14 protein-coding genes and 2 pseudogenes are annotated in these 20,901 nt (G+C 59.7%); 10 read left to right on the forward strand and 6 right to left on the reverse strand.

Annotated features, from left to right (window positions below):
* The first annotated feature begins 38 nt into the window (after window positions 1-38).
* The 9 genes and pseudogenes from B0D71_RS05305 to B0D71_RS05340 all read left to right on the forward strand — a co-directional run bounded on the left by B0D71_RS05305 (window position 39) and on the right by B0D71_RS05340 (window position 9,008).
* Window positions 39-908: a phytanoyl-CoA dioxygenase family protein gene (locus tag B0D71_RS05305; RefSeq protein ID WP_103393803.1), complete on the forward strand. Its 870-nt coding sequence runs from the start codon at window positions 39-41 to the stop codon at window positions 906-908.
* 91 nt (window positions 909-999) lie between these two features.
* Window positions 1,000-1,887 carry an NAD(P)-dependent oxidoreductase gene (locus B0D71_RS05310; protein WP_103393804.1) on the forward strand — a complete coding sequence of 296 codons (888 nt, stop codon included), beginning with the start codon at window positions 1,000-1,002 and terminating at the stop codon, window positions 1,885-1,887.
* Window positions 1,888-1,912: 25 nt separating this feature from the next.
* Window positions 1,913-2,464, forward strand: coding sequence for an NAD(P)-binding domain-containing protein (locus B0D71_RS05315; protein WP_103393805.1), 552 nt, complete (start codon window positions 1,913-1,915; stop codon window positions 2,462-2,464).
* 348 nt (window positions 2,465-2,812) lie between these two features.
* Window positions 2,813-3,757, forward strand: a pseudogene (locus B0D71_RS32285) (PDC sensor domain-containing protein); the annotation flags it as partial.
* 264 nt (window positions 3,758-4,021) lie between these two features.
* Window positions 4,022-4,615, forward strand: a pseudogene (locus tag B0D71_RS32290) (methyl-accepting chemotaxis protein); the annotation flags it as partial.
* A gap of 485 nt (window positions 4,616-5,100) precedes the next feature.
* Window positions 5,101-6,219, forward strand: coding sequence for an AraC family transcriptional regulator (locus B0D71_RS05325; RefSeq protein ID WP_103393807.1), 1,119 nt, complete (start codon window positions 5,101-5,103; stop codon window positions 6,217-6,219).
* A gap of 225 nt (window positions 6,220-6,444) precedes the next feature.
* On the forward strand, window positions 6,445-7,245 hold the full coding sequence (locus B0D71_RS05330; protein ID WP_103393808.1) for an SDR family NAD(P)-dependent oxidoreductase: 801 nt from the start codon (window positions 6,445-6,447) through the stop codon (window positions 7,243-7,245).
* 20 nt (window positions 7,246-7,265) lie between these two features.
* Window positions 7,266-8,159 carry an alpha/beta hydrolase gene (locus B0D71_RS05335; protein WP_103393809.1) on the forward strand — a complete coding sequence of 298 codons (894 nt, stop codon included), beginning with the start codon at window positions 7,266-7,268 and terminating at the stop codon, window positions 8,157-8,159.
* Between the two features lie 51 nt (window positions 8,160-8,210).
* Window positions 8,211-9,008, forward strand: coding sequence for an SDR family NAD(P)-dependent oxidoreductase (locus tag B0D71_RS05340; protein WP_103393810.1), 798 nt, complete (start codon window positions 8,211-8,213; stop codon window positions 9,006-9,008).
* Between the two features lie 59 nt (window positions 9,009-9,067).
* On the opposite strand, the gene B0D71_RS05345 is transcribed toward B0D71_RS05340, so the two are convergent.
* The 6 genes from B0D71_RS05345 to B0D71_RS05370 all read right to left on the reverse strand — a co-directional run bounded on the left by B0D71_RS05345 (window position 9,068) and on the right by B0D71_RS05370 (window position 19,480).
* Complete coding sequence (locus B0D71_RS05345) at window positions 9,068-9,838, reverse strand: SDR family NAD(P)-dependent oxidoreductase (protein WP_420825121.1); 771 nt, start codon at window positions 9,836-9,838, stop codon at window positions 9,068-9,070.
* Window positions 9,838-11,022: an acetyl-CoA C-acyltransferase gene (locus tag B0D71_RS05350; RefSeq protein ID WP_103393812.1), complete on the reverse strand. Its 1,185-nt coding sequence runs from the start codon at window positions 11,020-11,022 to the stop codon at window positions 9,838-9,840. Before B0D71_RS05350 ends, B0D71_RS05345 begins: the two co-directional genes overlap by 1 nt.
* Before the next feature lie 25 nt (window positions 11,023-11,047).
* Entirely contained in the window at window positions 11,048-13,159 is a 2,112-nt protein-coding gene (locus tag B0D71_RS05355; protein ID WP_103393813.1) for a 3-hydroxyacyl-CoA dehydrogenase NAD-binding domain-containing protein, read from the reverse strand.
* Between the two features lie 39 nt (window positions 13,160-13,198).
* The gene (locus B0D71_RS05360) at window positions 13,199-14,992 is read right to left on the reverse strand and encodes an acyl-CoA dehydrogenase (RefSeq protein ID WP_103393814.1); all 1,794 of its coding nucleotides are present in this window, start codon (window positions 14,990-14,992) and stop codon (window positions 13,199-13,201) included.
* Between the two features lie 138 nt (window positions 14,993-15,130).
* A complete protein-coding gene (locus B0D71_RS05365) occupies window positions 15,131-17,779 on the reverse strand; it encodes a LuxR C-terminal-related transcriptional regulator (RefSeq protein ID WP_103393815.1) in 2,649 nt (882 codons plus the stop codon).
* A 51-nt stretch (window positions 17,780-17,830) separates the two neighbouring features.
* Window positions 17,831-19,480: a fatty acid--CoA ligase gene (locus B0D71_RS05370; protein WP_103393816.1), complete on the reverse strand. Its 1,650-nt coding sequence runs from the start codon at window positions 19,478-19,480 to the stop codon at window positions 17,831-17,833.
* A 253-nt stretch (window positions 19,481-19,733) separates the two neighbouring features.
* Between B0D71_RS05370 and B0D71_RS05375 the strand changes: the two genes are divergently transcribed.
* Window positions 19,734-20,897 (forward strand): iron-containing alcohol dehydrogenase, encoded by a 1,164-nt coding sequence (locus tag B0D71_RS05375; protein WP_103393817.1) that lies wholly within the window; start codon window positions 19,734-19,736, stop codon window positions 20,895-20,897.
* Window positions 20,898-20,901: the final 4 nt, after the last annotated feature.

Here is a 20,901-nt window from a genome sequence, read left to right on the forward strand (position 1 = left end):
ACCGAGATCATCCCCTTTACGCCTTACAGGTTTCCCCCATGGCCAGCGCATTCAAGAAAATCACCCTCGATACCCCGAAAGAAGAAGTTCTGAAAATCCTCAAAGAAGACGCCGGTGTCATCATCAAAGGCATGCTCACACCGGATCAGGTCGCTCGATTCAACGCCGACGTTCAGCCGCAGATGGACAAGATTCCCGCAGGCTCGTCCAAGACCAACGAAGGCGCACAGGATTTCCATGGTGCCAACACCAAGCGCTTGACCAACCTGGTCACTCACAGCAAAACCTTCCGTGAAGAAATCATCGACCACGACAAGGTTCACCAGTTGGCTCACGCGATTCTAAGCCCATGGTGCGATACCTACTGGATGGGAACGGCGCAAGTTATCGAGATCGGACCGGGCAACAAGGCTCAACCGTTGCACCGCGATTTCGAGAACTACATGGCGTTCAAGGAGATGGGGATCAAAGCTCCGGATGTCATCTGCAATTTCCTGATCGCCCTGAGCCCCTGCACTGAAGAAAACGGCGCGACCCGGATCATCCCCGGTAGCCAGAACTGGCCGGATTACGACGACCGGGGCACACCGGAAATGACCGTGGCCGCCGAGCTTGAGCCGGGTGACGCACTGTTTTTTACAGGCAAGATCGCTCATGGCGGTGGCGCCAACGTGACGACTGACCAGTACCGCCGAGCCGTGGCCTTTACCTTTAACCTCGGTTGGCTGGTACCGGAGGAAGCTTACCCATTCGTGGTCGACATGGAACTGGTCCGCACCCTGTCGCCACGCGTACAGCAAATCCTCGGTTTTCGCTCCTTCACCGCAGACCTATACGGCCTGCCGGGCCTGTGGCAAGTCAACTACGAGGAAATCGCCGATTACATCGGGCTCAACCCTCCTCGCTGATCTCTGCAAATCGTGCCGCCACGCGCCGATCTTCTGGAATTGCGCGCGTGGCTTTGACCTCCTCCATCCCCTACTGTCTTGAGGGCAGATCATGTCAACGTCTGGATCAAACAAACCTTGCGTCAGCGTCCTGGGCCTGGGGGCCATGGGCGGTGTGCTGGCGCGCACGTTGCTGCAAGCCGGGTATGGCGTGACCGTCTGGAATCGAAGCCCGGAGCGCGCAACTGCCCTGCTGCAAGAGGGTGCCAGCCTGGCGCGGGAAGCCAGCGAAGCCATCAATGCGAGCAACCTGATCATCATCTGCATGATCGACAAGGCCGCCTCGCAGAACGTGTTGAGCAACCTTGACCCCATGTTGGACATGAGCGGTAAAACCATCGTCAACATGAGCACCGGTACCGTGGATGACGTGCAGCGTATTGCCAGGCGAGTGAGCCAGCACAACGGTCTGTATGTGGACGCCGGCATCATGTGCTACCCCAAGGACATCGGCGGACAACACACCACCATCCTCTACTCGGGCAACAGCGACGCCTACCATGCCCATGAGTCCACCCTGAAGGTGTTGGCGGGGAACCCGAAGTTTCTCGGCGCCGACCCCACCGCGTGCACACCCACCTACCTGGCTCTCTACGCCTTTTACTTCGGTGCCTTTGCCGCCTGGCTCGAAGGCGCAGTGCTCGCCTCCTGCGCTGGTGTTTCGGTACAGGACTTCAAGGCACTGTCGCCGATCATGAGCGACATGCTGGTGGATGGCATCAACACCGCGGCCGATCGCATTGCGGCCAGCGATTTCGGCGGCGAACAAGCGTCGGTCGATGTGCATGTCGCCGGTCAAGAGGTGGTGCTCGACGCGCTGCAGCGTGCGAACGCGCCCCACGCCAGCACTGACGCCTACCTGAGCTACTGCAGGCTGGCCCAGACCGCCGGCATGGGTGAGCTGGACATCGCATCGCTGTTCAAAGCCATGCATCCGTGAATCGATCGTCTACAGAGAACCCGCCATGACTACCTCACCCAAACGCGTCGCCATCATCGGCCTCGATCACTTCGGCAGCACCATTGCACGCACCCTCTCCCGACAGGGCTTTGAAGTGGCTGGACTGGACCCGCTGCGCAACAACCTGGTGGCCCCTTTTGAAGGTTTCAGGCTATTGCGCAACCTTGAACAGGCGATCGACAGCAGCGATGTGGTGATTACCTGCTTTCCCGATCAATTGTTGATGAGCGCACGCCTTTGCAGCCCTGAAACCACCTTCGGTCTGCATGGCAAAGCGCTTATCAGCTTCAACACCACGCAAACGCGTCCAGCGGCGTCTGCACGGTCGATGGGTGAATGGGCTCGCAGCGAACAGATCGATTACCTGGAAATCAGCCTGGCCAGTCAGGCCGACGCGATTGGCCAGCAAGACTGCGGACTGCTCTGTTCAGGCCCTCTCAAGGCCTATCAGCGGCTTCAGCCGCTGTGCCGAACACTGGGGGCTGCGTTGACTTATCTGGGCAGCGATTGTGGTGCGACCCTGGAGAACTGCCCCCCTTCCCCTTCCCTTTTTTGACGGTGACGCATGCGCACAACCCTGTCGATCAAACTGAAGATCGTTTTCTTGACAGGCCTGTGCCTGTTGCTTTGCCTGGCCGCAGTCATTACCGCCAACCTGTATCAAATGAAACATACCGATCAAATGGTCGGCCAACGCAGCAGCGCGCTTCTGGAAGACACGGCGTGCCTGCAATTGACGACGAGCGGCGCTGTGCAGCGTCAACTCATCGAGAAGAAATTCAGTGATGCGCTGTTATTGGGGCGTGAGTTCAATAGACAGATGCTGGCCTTGCGCAACCGGATTGGCAACGACCGTATGGACGAGGCAGAGGGGCGCAAGGAGATGATTGAGCAAAGCCGCAACATGTTGACAGCGCACCCCGAACTCCTCGGCCTGTTTGTAACGTTCGAGCCCGATGCGCTGGGGGGTAACGACGCCTCATTCGTCGGCAAGGCCGCACTGGGCAGCAATGACAAGGGTCGTTTTTCCAGCTACTGGTCCCAGGCAGACCCGTCCCAACCGGAGTACGCCGTATATCCGGAAGAATTGTTTTCTCGCACCACACCCGATGCCAGCGGCACGCCCTACAACTATTGGTACACCTGCGTGCTGAAAACACGTACGCAATGCCTGACGTCTCCCTATCACGACCTACTGAACGGTCAGGGCGTGACACTCATTTCGATGGCCATTCCCATGCTCGAGGCCGGAAACGTCATTGGCATGTCGGTGGTCGATATCAATATTTCCGACCTCCAGTCCCAAAGCCGTGAACTGGCTACCGGACTTTATGGTGCACAGGCTGTGGTGAGCATCATCAGCAACACCGGCGTGGTCGCAGCAAAGAGTAATGACGACACAGCCAGCGGTAAAAACGGCGCTGAAGTCTGGGCAGGGTCAAACAATACCTATAGTGCGACCAACTTCCCCTCCCAGCCCGACGCCACCCGACAAGGCGACCACTATCAATTGCTGGTGCCTTTCAGTCCCGTGCCAGGCAACGCAGCCTGGGCGATCAAGATTGATGTACCTTGGGATGTCCTGATGTTACCTGCCAGAACGTTGGCCGAGGTATTGACCGAGCAGCGCCAGGCCACAACGTTGAATGTCGTGTTGTTAGGCGGCGTGCTGGCCGTCATCGGGTTGGCCTTGATCACGTGGAGTATTCGCAGCGCATTGGCGCCACTCCAGTCAATCACCCGAATGGTGCGGGAGATTGCTGTCGGAGACGGAGATCTCACCCAGCGCGTCAATTACCCGCGACAGGATGAACTGGGCCTGCTGACGGGTTGGTTGAATCGCTTTCTGGACAAGCTGCACCCCATTATCCGGGACATTCAACAGACTTCGCTGCAGACCCGGCAGGCCGCAAGGCAAGCCTCCCATCTGGCCAGCCACGCGCAAGCGCGATTGTTGCAGCAGGCTGGCGAAGTAGACCAGGTGGCTACCGCCTCCAACGAAATGGCAGCGACGGCCCACGAGGTAGCTCGGAGTACCGCCTCGGCCGCCCAGGCTGCACAAGACACCGACCAGGCGGCAAGCCGGGCACGAACTGAAGTAGACCGCGCCACCCACACCATAGAAACCCTGGCGTCGGAAATGAACGACAGCATGGTTCGGGTCGAAAGCCTGGCTTCAAGCAGCGCGAAAATCAGCGATGTACTGGACGTGATTCGCAGTATCGCCGAACAGACGAACCTGCTGGCGCTGAATGCGGCCATTGAAGCGGCACGCGCGGGAGAGGCCGGGCGCGGGTTCGCGGTGGTGGCCGACGAGGTCCGCTCGCTTGCCCGACGAACTCAGGAATCGGTCATTGAAAGCCAGCAAGTGATCGAACTGTTGCAGGACAACACCCGAACCGTCGTCAGTGCCATGCACAACAGTCAGGATCTCACCACCCTGAGCGTCGAAGAAGTACGCAAGGCTGTTGAGTCACTGAAGGAGATCAGTAACGCGGTCGGCCTGATCAATGAGATGAACGTACAGATTGCCACGGCTACCGAAGAACAAAGTGCGGTGGCAGAAGAAATCAATGCCAACGTCAATGCGATACGCGACCTGAGCCAGACGCTCAGCGAGGGAGGCCTGCAATCCTCTCAGCTCAGCGAAAGCCTAGACGGCCTGGCCCACGACCTCTCCTGCAAGACCCTCCAATTCCGCGTCTGAGACACCTGCTGCCCAATTCAAACAAACTGGGCAGTCCCCCTCCTCTTCCGTTCATCGAAATTAATCGCGACGACACTCATCTGTCACTTGACCTAGGTCGCTCGACCGTATTTAATCGGTCACATGACCTAATAAATGCAACCGCGTTTTATTCGGTCTGATTCACATCGATCCCTACCTGATAGACCAACAAAAAAAGGGTGCTGCACGACAGCCCCGAAAGGTCAGGAGATAACAAATGAGGTCCAAGACCCACAGCGGGACAGTAGCAAAGCTACTCCCGACAACGCCTGAATTTCATGGATTCGCTCAGACCGATTCCATAGGTTTGGTGTCGCGATTCAACCCAGCACCTTTGTTCGAACCTCCCCGGCCTGCCCACGCCACTGCTTTTAATTCCCGAATAAACCCACGCGGATGATTCGTTGCGTCAGCGCGATTTCACGCGGTCATATTGGCTTGGCTACACCAGTGAGGGCAGTACGATGGGACTGATCGAAACGACACCTATCACATTGGACGACAAGGTTTTTTCCACGGCAGAGATTCTGGCGGCAGCCAGCCTGGTGGGCGGTGACGAACGACTGGTGAGCGAATGCCTGGCTGCAGGGTCCATGACCCTGTTTGACCTGGGTAATCCACTGACCAAGATCTCGTTGAACCAGCAATCGCTGATTCACGCCGAGTTCAATCAACAGGCGAGTAACCCGTTGCTCAGCCTGCAGGTTGGCAAACGCCTGCATTTAACCTCCTACGGCATCGTCGGCTTTGCCATGCTCAGCAGTGCCACACTGCGCGACGCCCTGGAAACAGCCAGTCAGTTCGGGCTGTTGATCAATCTCAAGATGGGCCTGCAACTGAGCTGCGAGAGCGGCGGTGCCTTGCTTGAGCTCAACGATCAATACGGCTTGATCAGTCCTGAAAATGCCTTCTGGTACTACCTGGAAGTGTCGAAGCTGGTGACGCTGCTCCAGGACATCCTGGGCCGCGATTTCAGTTGCGAGGGCATTGAGTTGAGTATTGATGCCACGCTTCAACAGCAAGCCGAGACTCGCGAAAGCCTTGGTGTGCCGGTTCGCTTCAATTGTGAGCGCACCGCCATACGCTTCTCGTCACATTGGCTCGACAACAAGCTGCCGCAATCCAACAGCATCACTCACGCCAGTTGCAAGACAAACTGCCAGGCGCAACTGCGCGAAATCCTGCAGAAATACGACATCAGCTTTCAGGTCCAGAACCTGCTGCTCAACTCCGGTCAATGCATTGCCTCGCTGTCCGAAATTGCCGACCACCTGCATCTATCGCCTCGTACGCTGCGTCGGCGCCTCGATGCGCTTGGCACCTCCTACAACTCGCTGCTGGTGGAAGTACGCAAGAAGCTAGCCATTCGCTACTTGCTCAGCACGCCCATGACCACCGAGGCGATATCGGAGCAACTCAACTACAGCGATGCGGCGAACTTCCGGCACGCCTTCAAACGCTGGACAGGACGCTCGCCCCGCGAGTACCGCGTGCTCAACAACGGCGGCAAGTACGCCTCACGGTTTGGCCAAGGCAAGAGCAGCCTCGGCCTGGGCCATTCAAGCGCCCTGGGTATGGGCTGACGATTTCGGCAGCGCATCGCGTTCATCGGTTAACGATGAAGGCAGGCACCCCGGTACCGACCTCTTCCACGAACAAGAGGTTCGGTGCCGGTTCTCCAGCAGCACATCACCCCGTTTACCGTATTCGTCATGCCTTGGCTGTGCGCGCTCAAGCGCAGAAGCAGAGCCATGTCGACAACAACCGCCTTTGTCGCCATTGATTCAAAAAGAAGAAGGAGTCCTTTGATGGATATGAAACTGACCGAGAAAGTCGTAGTGATAACCGGTGCAAGCACGGGCCTGGGTCGAGGCATCGCGCTGAAGCTGGCCGAGGAAGGCGCCTTTCTGGTGATAGGAGACATCAACGAGGCCAGCAACCCCGGTGGCTTCGACGAACAACCTGAGTTCACAACCGCCGAGTTGATCACCCAGCGGGGCGGCCAGGCGCTGTATCAGCGTTGCGACGTGACTCGTAGCGAAGACCTCACCGCGCTCGTCGAAGCCGCTACCCGCCGGTTCGGACGCATCGACATCATGATCAACAATGCCGGGGTCTATCGCGACGGCAAACTGATCCACGAGTTCGCCGAAGCCGATCTGGATCTGTGCCTGAACGTCAACGTCAAGGGCACCTTCTTCGGTGCTCAAGCCGCGGTCAGGGCCTTCCTGCAACAGGGTGGCGGCGGCAACATCATCAACCTGGTGTCGACGGCTGGCCTGCAGGGTCACCCATGGCAGTCGGTGTACAACATTTCCAAGGCTGCACAGGCCAACATGACCCGCTGCCTGGCCATCGAATACGGCCATGAAGGCATCCGCGTCAATGGCATCTGCCCGACGTACGCCAAGACCGCACTCACCCGCGCCTTGATGGAACAGCCAGGTTATGTCGATGATTTCAGCGAGAGCATCCCGCTCAAGCGCTGGGGTGAAATCGCCGACGTCGCCGACCTGGCGGTGTTCCTGGCTTCCGAGCGCTCCAGTTATATCCATGGCGCACTGGTGCGCATCGACGGTGGTGAAACCCTTTCCCGCTATTCGGTCTGATTTTCTGGAGCACCACGGCTATGAGACACGACATCGAATTCAAGACTGACGACGGCATCACTCTGCGCGGCTGGCATTACCTTCCGGACACTGGCACTGGCCCCTTCCCGACCGTGGTCATGGCCCACGGCTATTCCGCGGTCAAGGAAATGTACCTGGACAGCTTCGCCGAAGTCTTCGCCCGTGCAGGCCTGGCAAGTATCGTCTATGACCATCGCAACTTCGGCGCCAGCGACGGCTTGCCTCGCCAGGAAATCGACCCGATCCTGCAGATCCGTGGCTACCGCGACGCCATCACCTTCGCCCAGAGCCTGCCGCAAACCGATGCCCAGCGTATCGGCGTGTGGGGCTCGAGCTACTCAGGCGCACACGCGCTGGTCGTAGCGGCGCAAGACCGACGCGTGAAAGCCGTTGTTTCCCAAGTGCCGCTGATCAGCGGCCATGACAACGCGCGCCGACTGATTCGCGCCGACTTGATCGCAGGCTTTCAGGCCCTGTGCGAAGAGGACCGCCGTCAGCGCTACGCCGGCCACGCACCGGCCATGAGCCCGGTGGTGGCTGAAGACCCTGCTGCGCCTAGCGCCCTGCCCACGGCCGATTCCTGGGCGTGGTTCACGAAGACTCACCAGGACAGAGCCCCGTCGTGGAAAAACGAGGTCACCCTACGCTCCATCGAGATGTTTCTCGATTACGAACCCGGCGCCCATATTGCGCACATCAGCCCGACGCCGTTGCTGATGATTGTCGGCCTGACCGACCACCTCACCGCCGCCGATCAGGCCCTCGCTGCCTACGAGCGGGCACTTGAGCCCAAGCGCCTGTTGACGCTCAAAGGCGGGCATTTCGATGCCTACACCCAAGACTTCGACGCCGCCAGCGGTGCGGCCTGCCAATGGTTCAGCGAGCACCTTTAAGCCGCTCTTGCATCTTCTGACAAGTCCAATAATCAAGTAGAGGATTAACCCATGCGTTTCAAGGATCAGGTCGCCGTGATCACCGGCACCAGCTCTGGCAACGGGCGCGCCATTGCACTGGCTCTCGCGGCCCAAGGCGCTCGCGTCGTGTGTTCGGATCTCGTCAGGCAGGCCCGCACCGAAGGCTATGAAACCGACATCGACGTCGACACTGACGAGCTGATTCGCCGTGCGGGGCAGCAGTCGATCTTCGTCAAGGCCGACGCGGCAAACTCAGCGGATATGCAGAACCTGGTCCAGCAAGCCGTGGAGCATTTCGGACGGCTGGACATCATGGTCAACAACGCCGGCATTTTCACCACGCTGCAGACCATCGTCGAAGAAACCGAGGAAGACTACGACCTGACCATGAACGTCAACGCCAAGGGCGTCTGGTTGGGGTGCAAGTACGCCATCACGCAAATGCTCAAGCAGGCACCTCGTGCAGACGGCTGCCGCGGCCGGATCATCAACGTATCCTCGATCGGCGGCCTGGTGGGCCTCGCCCTGGAACCGGCCTATTGCGCCTCCAAAGGCGCGGTCAACAACCTGACCCGGCAACTGGCGGTGGACTTTGCCGCACACAAAATCAACATCAATGCCATCTGCCCGGGCTTCCTTGAAACCGCCATGGTGCGGCCTGCACTCGATAACCCGGAGCTCAAGGCCCATCTCGATTCGCTGACGCCTTGGCCGCGAATCGGCACGGCCCAGGACGTGGCCAAGGCAGTAGCATTCCTGGCCTCGGATGACGCCCAGTGGATGACGGGGTCGCTGCTGACAGTGGACGGCGCATTCACGGCTCAGTAACTCACGGGCAAAAAAAATGCCTGGCGTTTGCGCCAGGCATTCAAATCAAACCGCCGCGGTTACAGCGAACTGACCAGATGCCCACCGTCCACCGCCAATGTAGCCCCCGTCATGAAACTACCCGCCGCACTGGCAAGCAGCAATAACGGGCCATTCAGTTGCTCCAGTTGACCCAGTTTTCGCATTGGCACCGCTGACTTGATGTAGGCCTGGCCTTTCTCCGAATTGAAGTAACTGTCGTTCATTTCGGTCTGGAAATACCCGGGCGCAATGGCATTGACCCTGATGTCATAACGCGCGAATTCCAGTGCCAGCGCCTTGGTCAGCTGCAACACCCCGGCCTTGGCTGCGCAGTAGTGGCTCAAACCTGTGCCCACGCGTTCACCGAGGATGGAGGCAATATTGATGAGGCTACCGCCCTTCCCTTCCTTGGCCATGCGTTGCGCGGCACATTGGGCCACGCGCCAGACACCATCGAGGTTGGTGGAAATCATGGTGCTCCAATCCTGCTCGGTCACCTCCAGCGCCTTGACCGCGCCGCCCACGCCAGCGTTGTTGATGACCACATCGACGACACCAAAGGTTTGCTGAGCCAGGTCGAAGGCGGCCTCAACACTTGCGCGCGAGGTGACATCGAGGGAAACCGCAAACACCTCACCACCTTGACCACGCAGTTGTTCGGCCAGCACCTGCAGGCGCTCGACTCGTCGTGCGGCAATCACCACTTTTGCACCGGCCCCGCTGACCACCTGCGCGAAGTGCGCACCCAGCCCGCTGGAAGCACCGGTCACCAGTACAACCTTGTCCTTCAACGAAAATAGAGTACTCATCACAACACCTCGAAAAGGCCGGCGGCGCCCATGCCACCGCCCACACACATGGTGATCACGACGTATTTGACGCCGCGACGTTGTCCTTCCAGCAGTGCATGGCCCACCATCCGGGAGCCACTCATCCCGTAGGGATGGCCGATGGCGATGGCGCCACCGTTGACATTGAGTCGTTCGTTGGGGATCCCCAGCTTGTCCCGACAGTAGATCACCTGGCAGGCAAACGCCTCGTTCAGTTCCCAGAGGCCGATATCGTCTACCTTCAATCCATGCTGCTTGAGTAACTTGGGCACCGCCAGTACGGGCCCGATCCCCATCTCCTCGGGCGCCAGCCCGGCCACGGCGATGCCTCGATACAGGCCAATGGGCTCGAGGTTGCGTTGTTGCGCCAAACGCCCGTCCATCAACACGCAGGCGCTGGCGCCGTCGGACAACTGGCTGGCATTGCCAGCGGTGATACTGCCGCCCTCCACCACTGACTTGAGGATACTCAGGTCCTGCAACTGGGTACCCGGGCGGTTACCTTCGTCCATGTTCAGGGTCACAGGTCGATGACTGAGAACACCCGTGACCTTGTCCAACTCCGCCCTGGTGGTGCTGACTGAAATGATCTCGTCAGCGAACAATCCCGCCTGCTGGGCAGCGGCGGTGCGCTGCTGGGATTGCAGGGAGTAGGCATCCTGCATTTCACGGGTGATGCCATAACGCTGGGCAACCCGCTCTGCGGTCTGCAACATGGGCATATAGGCATGCACGGCATGCTGCTCTACGCGAGGATCACGTTCAGCGAACGCCCACTCCATGTTCCTGGTTTGCACGGCGCTGATATTTTCCTGCCCCGCGCCGATGGTCACCCGCATGCCATCGTGAATGATCTGTTTGGCAGCCGTGGCGATGGCCATGAGTCCCGAGGCGCATTGGCGATCAATGGTTTGCCCGGCCACGCTCAACGGCAACCCGGCGGCCAACGCACTCATACGCCCCAGGTTCCAGCCTGCTGTACCGCCGGGCATCGCGGTGCCCATAACCAGATCCTCGATCTCGCCCGGCTCGATACCCGCCCGCTCGACGGCAGCAGCAATCGCAAACGACGCCATGCTGGGGGACTTGAGGGTATTGAATGCCCCCCTGAAGGCCTTGGCGATCGGTGTTCTGGCGGTTGAAAGAATGACAGCGTCTGACATGTGCAGAATTCCTTGAGTAAGTGCCTTAAAGGCGCTGGATGCGAGTCTGGCCGGCGGCTACCAGGCGTTGCAGCAAGGGCACCGGTCGGAACCACATCCGTCCGTATTCACCCAACTGTTCGCGGTATCGCTCGATACCTGCCAGCACACGGCCCAGGCCCAACTGCTCGGCATAGTGCATGGGACCACCACGCCAGGCCGGGAAGCCGTAACCGTTGATCCACACCAGGTCGATATCACCGCTGCGCTCGGCAATACCTTCATCCAGCAACTGCACGCCTTCGTTGATCAGCATGAACAGGCAGCGGTCGTGAATTTCCTCATTCGAAATCACTCGGCGGGTTATCCCGAGTTCGCTGGCCAGTACCTCTGCGCAAGCGACCACTTCATAGTCCTCGACGCGGTCACGCCCTTCATAGCGGTAGAACCCTCGACCGGTCTTTTGTCCATGACGGCCTTGGGCGTAAAGCTCATCCGCCAGTTTGAAATAGCTGGCGTCATGGGCAATCGCTTCACGACGGGACTCACGCACCAGATAGCCGACATCGATCCCGGCCAGGTCGTACATCGACAGCACCCCCATGGCCAAACCCAACTCGGTCAGCACGCCGTCCACCTGGGCGGGTGTAGCGCCTTCGAGGACCAGTCGGTGTGCTTCCCGCGCATAGGGCTCCAACATGCGGTTGCCAATAAAGCCAAAGCAGACACCTGAAACAACCGCGGTTTTGCCGATTTGTCGCGCCAGATCCAGCGTGGTTGCCAACACTTGCGGCGATGTCTCACGACCACGTACCACTTCCAGCAACTTCATGACGTTTGCCGGGCTGAAAAAGTGCAGCCCGATGACGTCGTGCGGGCGTCGCGTGACGGCGGCAATCAGATCCACATCCAGAGTCGAGGTGTTGGTCGCCAGAATTGCACCCGTCTTGCACACCTCATCCAGGGTGCGGAAGACGTTTTGTTTGATCGACAGACTTTCGAAGACCGCCTCGATTACCAGATCGACCTGGGCAATGTCTGCGTATTCGAGGGTCCCAGTGATCAGGGACATACGCACTTCGAGCTGCAGCGGGGTCAATTTGCCGCGTTTGACGCTGCTGTCGTACTGCTTGCGAATATGCGCCAGCCCTCGATCCAGCGCCTCACCCTTGAGCTCCAGAAGGGTGACCGGAATGCCGGCGTTGGCAAAGTTCATGGCGATGCCGCCGCCCATGGTGCCCGCACCAATCACGGCAACACGGTTCACCGGCCGACGCGCAGTGTTCTTGTCTACGCCGCAGACTTTCAACGCTTCGCGCTGGGCGAAGAACTGATGTCGCAGGGCCGCCGACTGGGCAGACGACTCGACTTGCTTGAACAACAGCTGTTCACTGGCCAAACCCTCCTCCAGTGAACCTGCACAGGCCGCCTTTACCGCTTCCAGGGCAAGAACAGGCGCCAGTTGTCCCTTCCAGCGCCGGGCACGTGCCGCTACGTAGTCGTCGAAGAAGGCGGTGGGCAAGCCCCGGGCTGGATCGGAGTACCGCCAGGCGCGTTGCGCCGGTGCCGACTCGGCTACCAGGTTCCTGGCAAGTTCTGTTGCCGCCGCCAACAGGTCTTCCCCGTCTGGCACCAACCGGTCAATCAGTCCTAACGCCAAGGCTTCTGCCGCCGATACCGGTTCACCACTCAGGATGATTTCCAGCGCTGCTACTGCCCCGATCAGACGCGGCAGGCGCTGCGTGCCCCCCGCACCAGGTAACAGCCCGATGCGGGTTTCCGGCAAGCCCAAGGTGGCTTGCGCAGAGCTGATGCGGTAGCCACACGCCAGCGCTGTTTCCAGCCCGCCCCCCAGCGCGGTGCCCGCAATGGCGGCGATAAGTGGTTTGGGCGATGCGGCCAGTCTGGACAATAAGCTGGCGAGATCAGGCGCTGCGAACGCGGCTGGCGAACCGAATTCGCTGATATCGGCGCCGGCACTGAACGCTCGCCCCTGACCATAAATAACCACGGCGTGTACCTGCGAATCAGCGATGGCCAGCTCGAATGCTTCGGCCAGCGCCTCACGCAATGGCTGGCCCAACGCGTTAACCGGTGGTCGAGCCAGTCCGATGAGGGCTACCTCGCCATCCAACCGGTAGTCAATCAGTGTTGTCATGATCGTGTTCCTGAAAGCTGAAGGCTGATGAAATGCAGCTCAGAACCAGCGGCCCTGCATGTCATGGCAGGCGCTGTTACCGGCGCAGAGCAATTGGGCAATACCGGTTAACGGGGCCAATTCCCACTCCATGTAGTACCGTGCCGTGTGTAACTTGCCGCGATAGAAATCCCCCTCGTCACCGACGACTCCACGCTGCAAGGCACACTCGGCAAGGATCGCCTGGCGCAACCACACCCAACCCACCAGAACACGGCCAAACAGGTCCAGGTACGCTGTGGCATTGGACAGGCCGAGGTCTGCGTGGGCGGCGACTTGCAGCTGCAGCGAGGCAGTCACGTCTTGCAGTACCGCCAGGCCCTGGGCCAGCCGCTGACCCAGCGGTGCGCATTCATCCAGGCTGCTGGCCTGCTGCAGGCTGTACCCGACTTTTTCAAGGAACAAGGCATAGCCTCGCCCGCCCTTCAAACCGAGTTTGCGACCGAGCAAGTCAAGGGCCTGGATGCTCTCTGTGCCCTCATGAATAGGGTTCAGGCGGTTGTCACGGTACAACTGCTCCAACGGGTATTCGCGGGTGTAGCCCGCGCCACCGAGTATCTGGATCCCCAGATCGGAGGCCATCAGGCCGTATCGAGAAGGCCAGGTCTTGACCATCGGGGTCAGCAAATCCAGCAATTGCGCCGCATCACCACGGGACTGTTCGGTGCCACCCGTGTGCGAATCCTCCACCAGGCTGCTGGCGTACAGGCACAGCGCCATGGAGCCCTCGGCATAGGCCTTTTGCATCAGCAACATGCGCCGCACATCGGCGTGCTCGATAATCGGAACCTGACGCGTCAAAGGATCCTTGCAACTGGCCAGGCGACCTTGAGGTCGTTCACGGGCGTAATCCAACGCATGCAGAAAACTCTGATAAGCCAGGCTGGCCGCACCGAGGCCTACGCCGATGCGGGCTTCGTTCATCATCTGGAACATGTACGCCAGGCCTTTGTTGGCTTCGCCCACAAGGTAGCCGACAGCGCCGTCACGCTCGCCGAAACTCAGCACGGTCGAGGTGGTGTTGCGATAACCCATCTTGTGCAACAGGCCCGCCAGGGCAACGTCATTGCGTGGCCCGACCGTGCCATCCGCGTTCACGTTGAACTTTGGCACCACAAACAGCGAAATCCCCTTCACCCCCGCAGGTGCGCCCTCGATACGGGCCAGCACCAGGTGCACGATGTTTTCGGTCATCTCGTGATCACCACCCGAGATGAACATCTTTTGTCCGAACACCCGGAAGCTGCCATCGCTGGCCGGCACTGCTCGGGTGCGCAGATCACCGAGCGCCGAGCCTTGCCCTGGTTCGGTCAAGGCCATGGTGCCGCTGAAGCGACCGGCAAACATGGCCGGCAGGAATCGCTGTTGCAACTCACTGGAGGCGAAACTCTTGATGAGATTGGCCGCGCCTATGCTCAGGAATGGGTAACCGGTGGTGGCGATATTGGCCGCATTGAAATACGCCATGCAGGCTCGCAGGAGTACTTCGGGCAACTGCAGTCCGCCGTCCGCAAAATCATGGTGTGCTGCCAGAAACCCCGCATTGGCGAAAGCATCCCAGGCAGCCTTGGTTTCAGGAATCAGGCTGACCCGTTCACCATCAAAAGTGGGCTCGTTGTGGTCGCCCTTGTGGTTGTGGGGCGCGAAGAACTCTGCCGCCACCTGGCGTGCGGTCGTCAGCGTGGCATCGAACACCGCACGATCATGTTCGGCGTAACGCTCGCGCTCGAGCAAGGCCTGGGTATCGAGAAATTCGTACAGCAGAAACTGAAAATCGCGTTCGTTGAGCAACATAAAAGTGAATCCCGCCGAGAATAGTCATGAGCGAAAACGACTTTGATGTTGTATCAGCGCAGGCTTGGCAATTCGTCAAACCAAGGGTGGAGTTTGGGATGGAGTTGTCCACAGGCGTTGGGTGGAGTGCGCAGGATGTCAGCTCAGCAACCCGACACTACGGGCTTTACGCAAAGCTTCATCGCGGTCATTGACCTCCAGCTTGCGAAACAGATTGTTGATATGGGTCTTGACCGTACTCAGGCTGACAAACAACGACTCGGCGATTTGTGCATTGCCCTGCCCCTTGGCCATGCGTTGCAACACCTCGCGCTCGCGGCGAGTAACCGGTTCGGCCAAGCGCTGCCTCTGGTGAACCGGTCTCAACAGGTTCGGCATCAAACTCTTCAGTTGTTGCGGGCCAGGCAGCTCTCGTTGCAACTCATACTGTTTGCGGGCTTCAGGTGCGATCAACTGCTGGAACAGATCGCTCATGGCAGCCCCTTCATAATGCAGCAATTGGCCCAACTGGAACTCACAGGCCAGCGCAACCGCCTCGTCGAGTAGACGCATGGCTTGTGGCTGATCGCTCTGGTCCATGGCCATGCTCGCTTCGAGCAGTAACAGGTCGAGCTTGAGCCGGCGATGGTGCTGCTCTTCGGCCAACTCATTGAGTTCCTGCAACCGTTGCACCACCACAGCCTTTTGCCCGAGGTGACGTTGCACCCAGGCATAGGCGAGTATCTCGTCAGGCTGTACGTCTTCGGCATATTGCTGCTTGCACCAGTGCCACTCCCCTAGCCAGCTCAAGAGAAAGTCCTGATCGCCGTGGCGAACGGCGTGCCGAACCCGCCAGGCACCTGCAAGACGATAGACGCGCCATTGGCCGAACTCCTTGGCCAGGCGCCGTGCCTGATCCCATCGCGCTACGGCACGGGCGGAATCGCCAAGCGCGTCAAACAGGCAGGCCTGATGATGGAAAACCAGCGCCAGAGCAGCACTCTGGGGAAAATCCATCGCGATCTTTTCTGCTTTGGCCAGGCTCAGTGACGCGGCGCTCAAGGCATTGCGTTGCATCAGGACCAGCCCCTGCCCCAGGTGTAGAAACGCGTCATAAAAATTGCCCGATACCTTACCCATACCATGCTCAAGCGCACCTTCGAAAAAGCGTTGCCGGGCCTGTTCGGTTTTGCCCTGCGCCAACTCGATTTCCGCGGCCTGCAGATGCAAACGATGGGTATAGCCTTTGAAGCCCAGCGCCGATATCTGCTTCAGGGCCTCGTCGTTTTGGCCTTGAGCATCGTCCAGGCGACCCAGCGCTGCCAGGCACCCGCCACTGTTGGCATGCAGGATTGCAGTCGCTGCGTTGGCCGCGGGATACCGCTCAAGGGCACCGCGCACCACATCCACCCCATGGCGCAGGTTGCCGCCCAACCAGGCCAGGTGACTGCGCAGGAACGCTATCGTTTGCATGACGCGATCCAGGCGATAGTGATCGGATTGCCCGATCAGGCGTTTCAACGCGCTGATACACGCACGCGTACGCTCGATGTCGTTGGTCACGATCAAGGTCGACGCTTCGGTCATGGCCAGATTCAGGTGATTGGATTCGTTGTCACGCAATGCGTGGTTGAGGAAGTCGACGATCGCATTGATCTCACCTTCACGCAGCAGGTCGAACGTGTGTTGCTCCACGGTACGAAATAAAGCCTTGGTGTTTTTTGCCCGACCGTATTGATAGACCGCCTGCGCGTAAAAGGCATTGGCCAACAGCCAATCGGCCGCTTGCTGATGCAGTTGCAACAGGCTGGAATTATCACGTCGGCGCAGTCGTTGTTGCGCCGTCACCCGCAGGGCCGGATGGTACTGATAGCGAAGGCGTTCGCCTGCACGCTCTTCGATGAAAAGGTCGAGTTGCAGCAGTTTGCGCAGCAGCACCTCGGCGTGGGGGTCACCCGAAAGTACCGCCGCCAGCTCCAGATCGAAGGCACTCACCACCGAGGTGCGCTCAATGAACCCGACCAGGCCTTGGGGCAATCGGCGAAACAGCTCCTCTTCGATGAACAGGGCGATTTGCTGGTAGGACGCCTGAATGGCCTGCTGCAGCCGTTCGGACTGGCTGTCGATGACGCGTAAGTCCCGGTAGGCCGAACACCAGAACAGCACACCACTGATCCAGCCTTCGCTCCCGGCCTGCAATCGATAGACGAACGCGGGCTCAAGCGCCACGCCCTGCGCCAACAAAACCTGCTGTGTTTCTTCGCCATCGAGCGCCAACTCGCGCGGGCCGAGAATACACAGCCGATTGTCCCGGCGCAGGTGGCTCAAACCTAGTGCAGGCTGGCCTTCGCTCGCCGCGACAATCCGCAACTGGCGGGGCGATTGGTGCAGGAGCGCCTCCAAATAACCGAGCACCCGGGTGGAGCGCAACAGGTGCAGGTCATCGAAGCAAAGCGTGTAAGTCGAAGTCAGGCTGTCGAGATGGCTGCGGATGGCCGCCCACGCCTGATCCCGATCCATACCTTCTGGCAGCCCGCGCTTGAACAACAGTAGGTAAAGGTGCCCGAGAAAATGGATCGGTTCGTTATCCGAGCGATCGATGCGGTAAAAACCCTGATGCATACCCAACTGTTCCAGCAGTTGGCTCATCAACACTGATTTTCCGTAGCCCAACGGCGCACGCAGCAGCGTCAGCGCGGTATCCTCGGCCAATGCGGCGGCTATCTGCTCCAACACCCGAGGCCTTGGGATCAGCGTGCGCGGCAAGGCTGCGGAGCGAAACTTGCTGGTATCGATCGGTATTTTCACGACGACTGCCTTGGGACCACGAGTGTTGAATGCAATCTTAACTCCGGGCGATCAGAACTGTGTCCGAATCAATTTTTTATCCAGCTTGCCGACGCTGGTGCGGGGGATTGCCGTCACGACCCGAACCTCGCTCGGAATGGCCCATTTCGATAGCGTGCCCTGATTTACAAAGCTCATCAAATGCGCCTTGAGCGATTCAGCGTCCAGCGCCGCGGTCGACGGAGTCTGCACCAGCAGCGCCACTGGCCGCTCGCCCCAGCGCGCGTCCGGCATCCCGACGACCGCACATTCACTGACGTGTGGATGCCGGCTGATCAGGCTTTCAATGTCCAGTGACGAAATCCACTCCCCGCCTGTCTTGATCAGGTCCTTGAGCCGATCATGGATATGCACCAGCCCATGCTGATCGATGCTGGCGACATCGCCGGTGTGCAGCCAGCCGTCCTGCCAGAGTTTTTCGCTGCTGTCGGGGTCTTTGTAATACGCCGGTGTGAGCCACGGACTGCGTACCAGCAACTGACCGACCTGGTGGCCGTCCTGGGGCAAAGGCTGATGGTGCTCGTCGACCAATTTCATCTGAACCAATGGCGCAATCACCCCCGCGCTGCAGCGCCAATGCAACTGCTGTTCTTCATCAGACTCGGCAAAGTCTGCCGGCAAACTGGTCAGCGAAATGATCGGGCAGGTTTCCGACATGCCATAGGCGCCACGCACATCCACGTTCATCGCCAACGCTTTTCGGGCCAGGCCGGCGGATAACGCTGAGCCGCCCACCAGCACATGCCAGCCCGAGAGATCGGCATGAGTCGCTTCAGCCGCGCCGAGGACCATGGCCAACAGGGTGGGCACGCAATGCGAGTAACTGACGCGCTCGTTCACCACCAGCGACGCCAACACATTGGGCTCGTATCGCCCTGGATAGACCTGCTTGCACCCCATCATCGTGGCGATATAGGGCACGCCCCAGGCATGCACATGAAACATCGGGGTGATGGGCATGTAGACCTTGTCGCGACTCAGCAGGGGCGCCCCCGCACTGGCGTGTGCGCTGGCACCCACCAATGTATGAAGCACCAATTGGCGATGGGTGAAATACACGCCTTTAGGATTGCCGGTGGTCCCGGTCGTGTAGAACAGGGTCGCCACTGCATTTTCGTCGAACTCGGGAAAGTCGTAGTGCATCGGTTGGCCGGCCAACAACGCTTCGTACTCTCCCAGCACAGGGAGTGACGATTGAGGACCACTCTCCTCGTCCTCGCACAGCACGTAACCGCGAACACTCGGGAGCTCCCCGCCAATCGACTCCAGCAACGGAATGAAATCGCGATGCGTCAGAACGAGGGTGTCTTCGGCATGGGCCATGGTGAACTGCACCTGCTCGGGGGCCAGTCGCACGTTGACCGTGTGCAGCACGGCGCCAAGCATCGGAATGGCAAAAAAGCACTCCAGATAGCGATGACTGTCCCAGTCCAGCACGGCCACCGTGTCCCCGGCCTTGACCCCCAATGCGCTCAACGCATGGGCGAGTTGATGAACCCTGCGATTGAGCGTCGGGTAGTCGTAGCGGGTGATGTTTCGATAGACGATCTCGTTGTTGCCCGCCGCGCGCACACCGGCCTCCAGCAACCCAGCAATCAGCAGGGGGGATGCCTTGAAGCTTTCGGTGTTGGGCAGAAACTTTGGTTGATGAGGCAGGTTCATCGTTCCTCCAGTGGCTTTGAGTCTTGTATTTATTGGCCGATTTTCTAGCGCGTTGCCGTGCTTCGATCTTTAACCTACGGGTGGATTTGCAACAGGTTCAAGGTGGCCATATTTCCCCGCCTCACCCTTGGCCAACCCTCTTTCTCCACCCTGTCGAAAAGCAAATTCCACCTTCAGGTTGAAGCTCGCCAGAAGCCGGTGCTCTTAAATGGGCCATCGACTGCGAACCAACTCCTGTCAGGAATCCGGACTCATGAGCATCTTCAAACCCTTCACCTTTGACACCATTGCCTCGATCGTCGCCGAGTGGGGCGCCGCGCGCCGCCTGGGCGAAATCCTGGGAAACTGGACCGAGCGGCGCAACCTGCTGATCGTCACCGACAAGTTTCTGCACACCGCCGGCCTGTTGGACGCCGCCAAGGCTTCACTGGTTGAGGCCGGCTTTGCTGTCAGCGTGTTCGACGACGTGGTCGCCGACCCACCTGAAGCCGTGCTGCACGACTGCGTGGGCCAGGCCAAAGCCGCAAACGTCGACCTGGTGCTGGGCCTGGGCGGCGGTTCATCGATGGACATTGCCAAACTGGCCGCCGTGCTAATCCCCTCCAACCAGGCGCTGGCCGAGCTGTATGGCATCGGCAAGGTCAAGGGCACGCGCTTGCCATTGGTGCAAATCCCGACCACGGCGGGTACCGGCTCGGAGGTGACCAACATCACCATTCTGACGACAGGCGAGACGACCAAGATGGGCGTCGTATCCAACCAGCTGTATGCCGACAAGGTGATCCTCGACGCCGAACTGACCATCGGCCTGCCACCGCTGATCACCGCCGCCACCGGTATCGATGCAATGGTGCACGCCATCGAGGCCTACACCAGCCGGCATCGAAAGAACCCGGTGTCGGATGCCCTCGCCCGCGAGGCCTTGAGGCTGTTGGCGCGCAACCTGATCGCAGCCTGCGAAGACGGCAAGAATCGCCTGGCCCGCGAGGCCATGCTGCTCGGCGCGACGCTCGCCGGCCAAGCGTTTGCCAATGCCCCGGTCGCCGCGGTGCATGCACTGGCGTATCCGCTGGGCGGCCACTACCACATCCCCCACGGGCTTTCCAATGCGCTGATGCTGGGGCCGGTATTGCGCTTCAACCTGAGTGCCGCAGCGCCGCTGTACGCGGAACTGGCTGACGTGTTGCTGGGTGCAAGCACCGCGACGGTCACTGCCCGTGCGAACCGCTTCGTCGAATTCATGGAAGACCTGATGAACCGCTCCGGTGCGCCGCGTCGACTGCGCGACGTCAACGTCCGCGAAGACAGCCTGGCACTGATGGCCCATGACGCCATGAAACAGGAGCGCCTGTTGATGAACAACCCCGTCGAAGTGCGCGAGGCGGACGCCCTGGCCCTTTACAGAAAAGCCTTCTAACCAG

It is taken from the genome of Pseudomonas laurylsulfativorans (genome assembly GCF_002906155.1).
GTDB classification, from domain to species: Bacteria; Pseudomonadota; Gammaproteobacteria; order Pseudomonadales; family Pseudomonadaceae; genus Aquipseudomonas; species Aquipseudomonas laurylsulfativorans.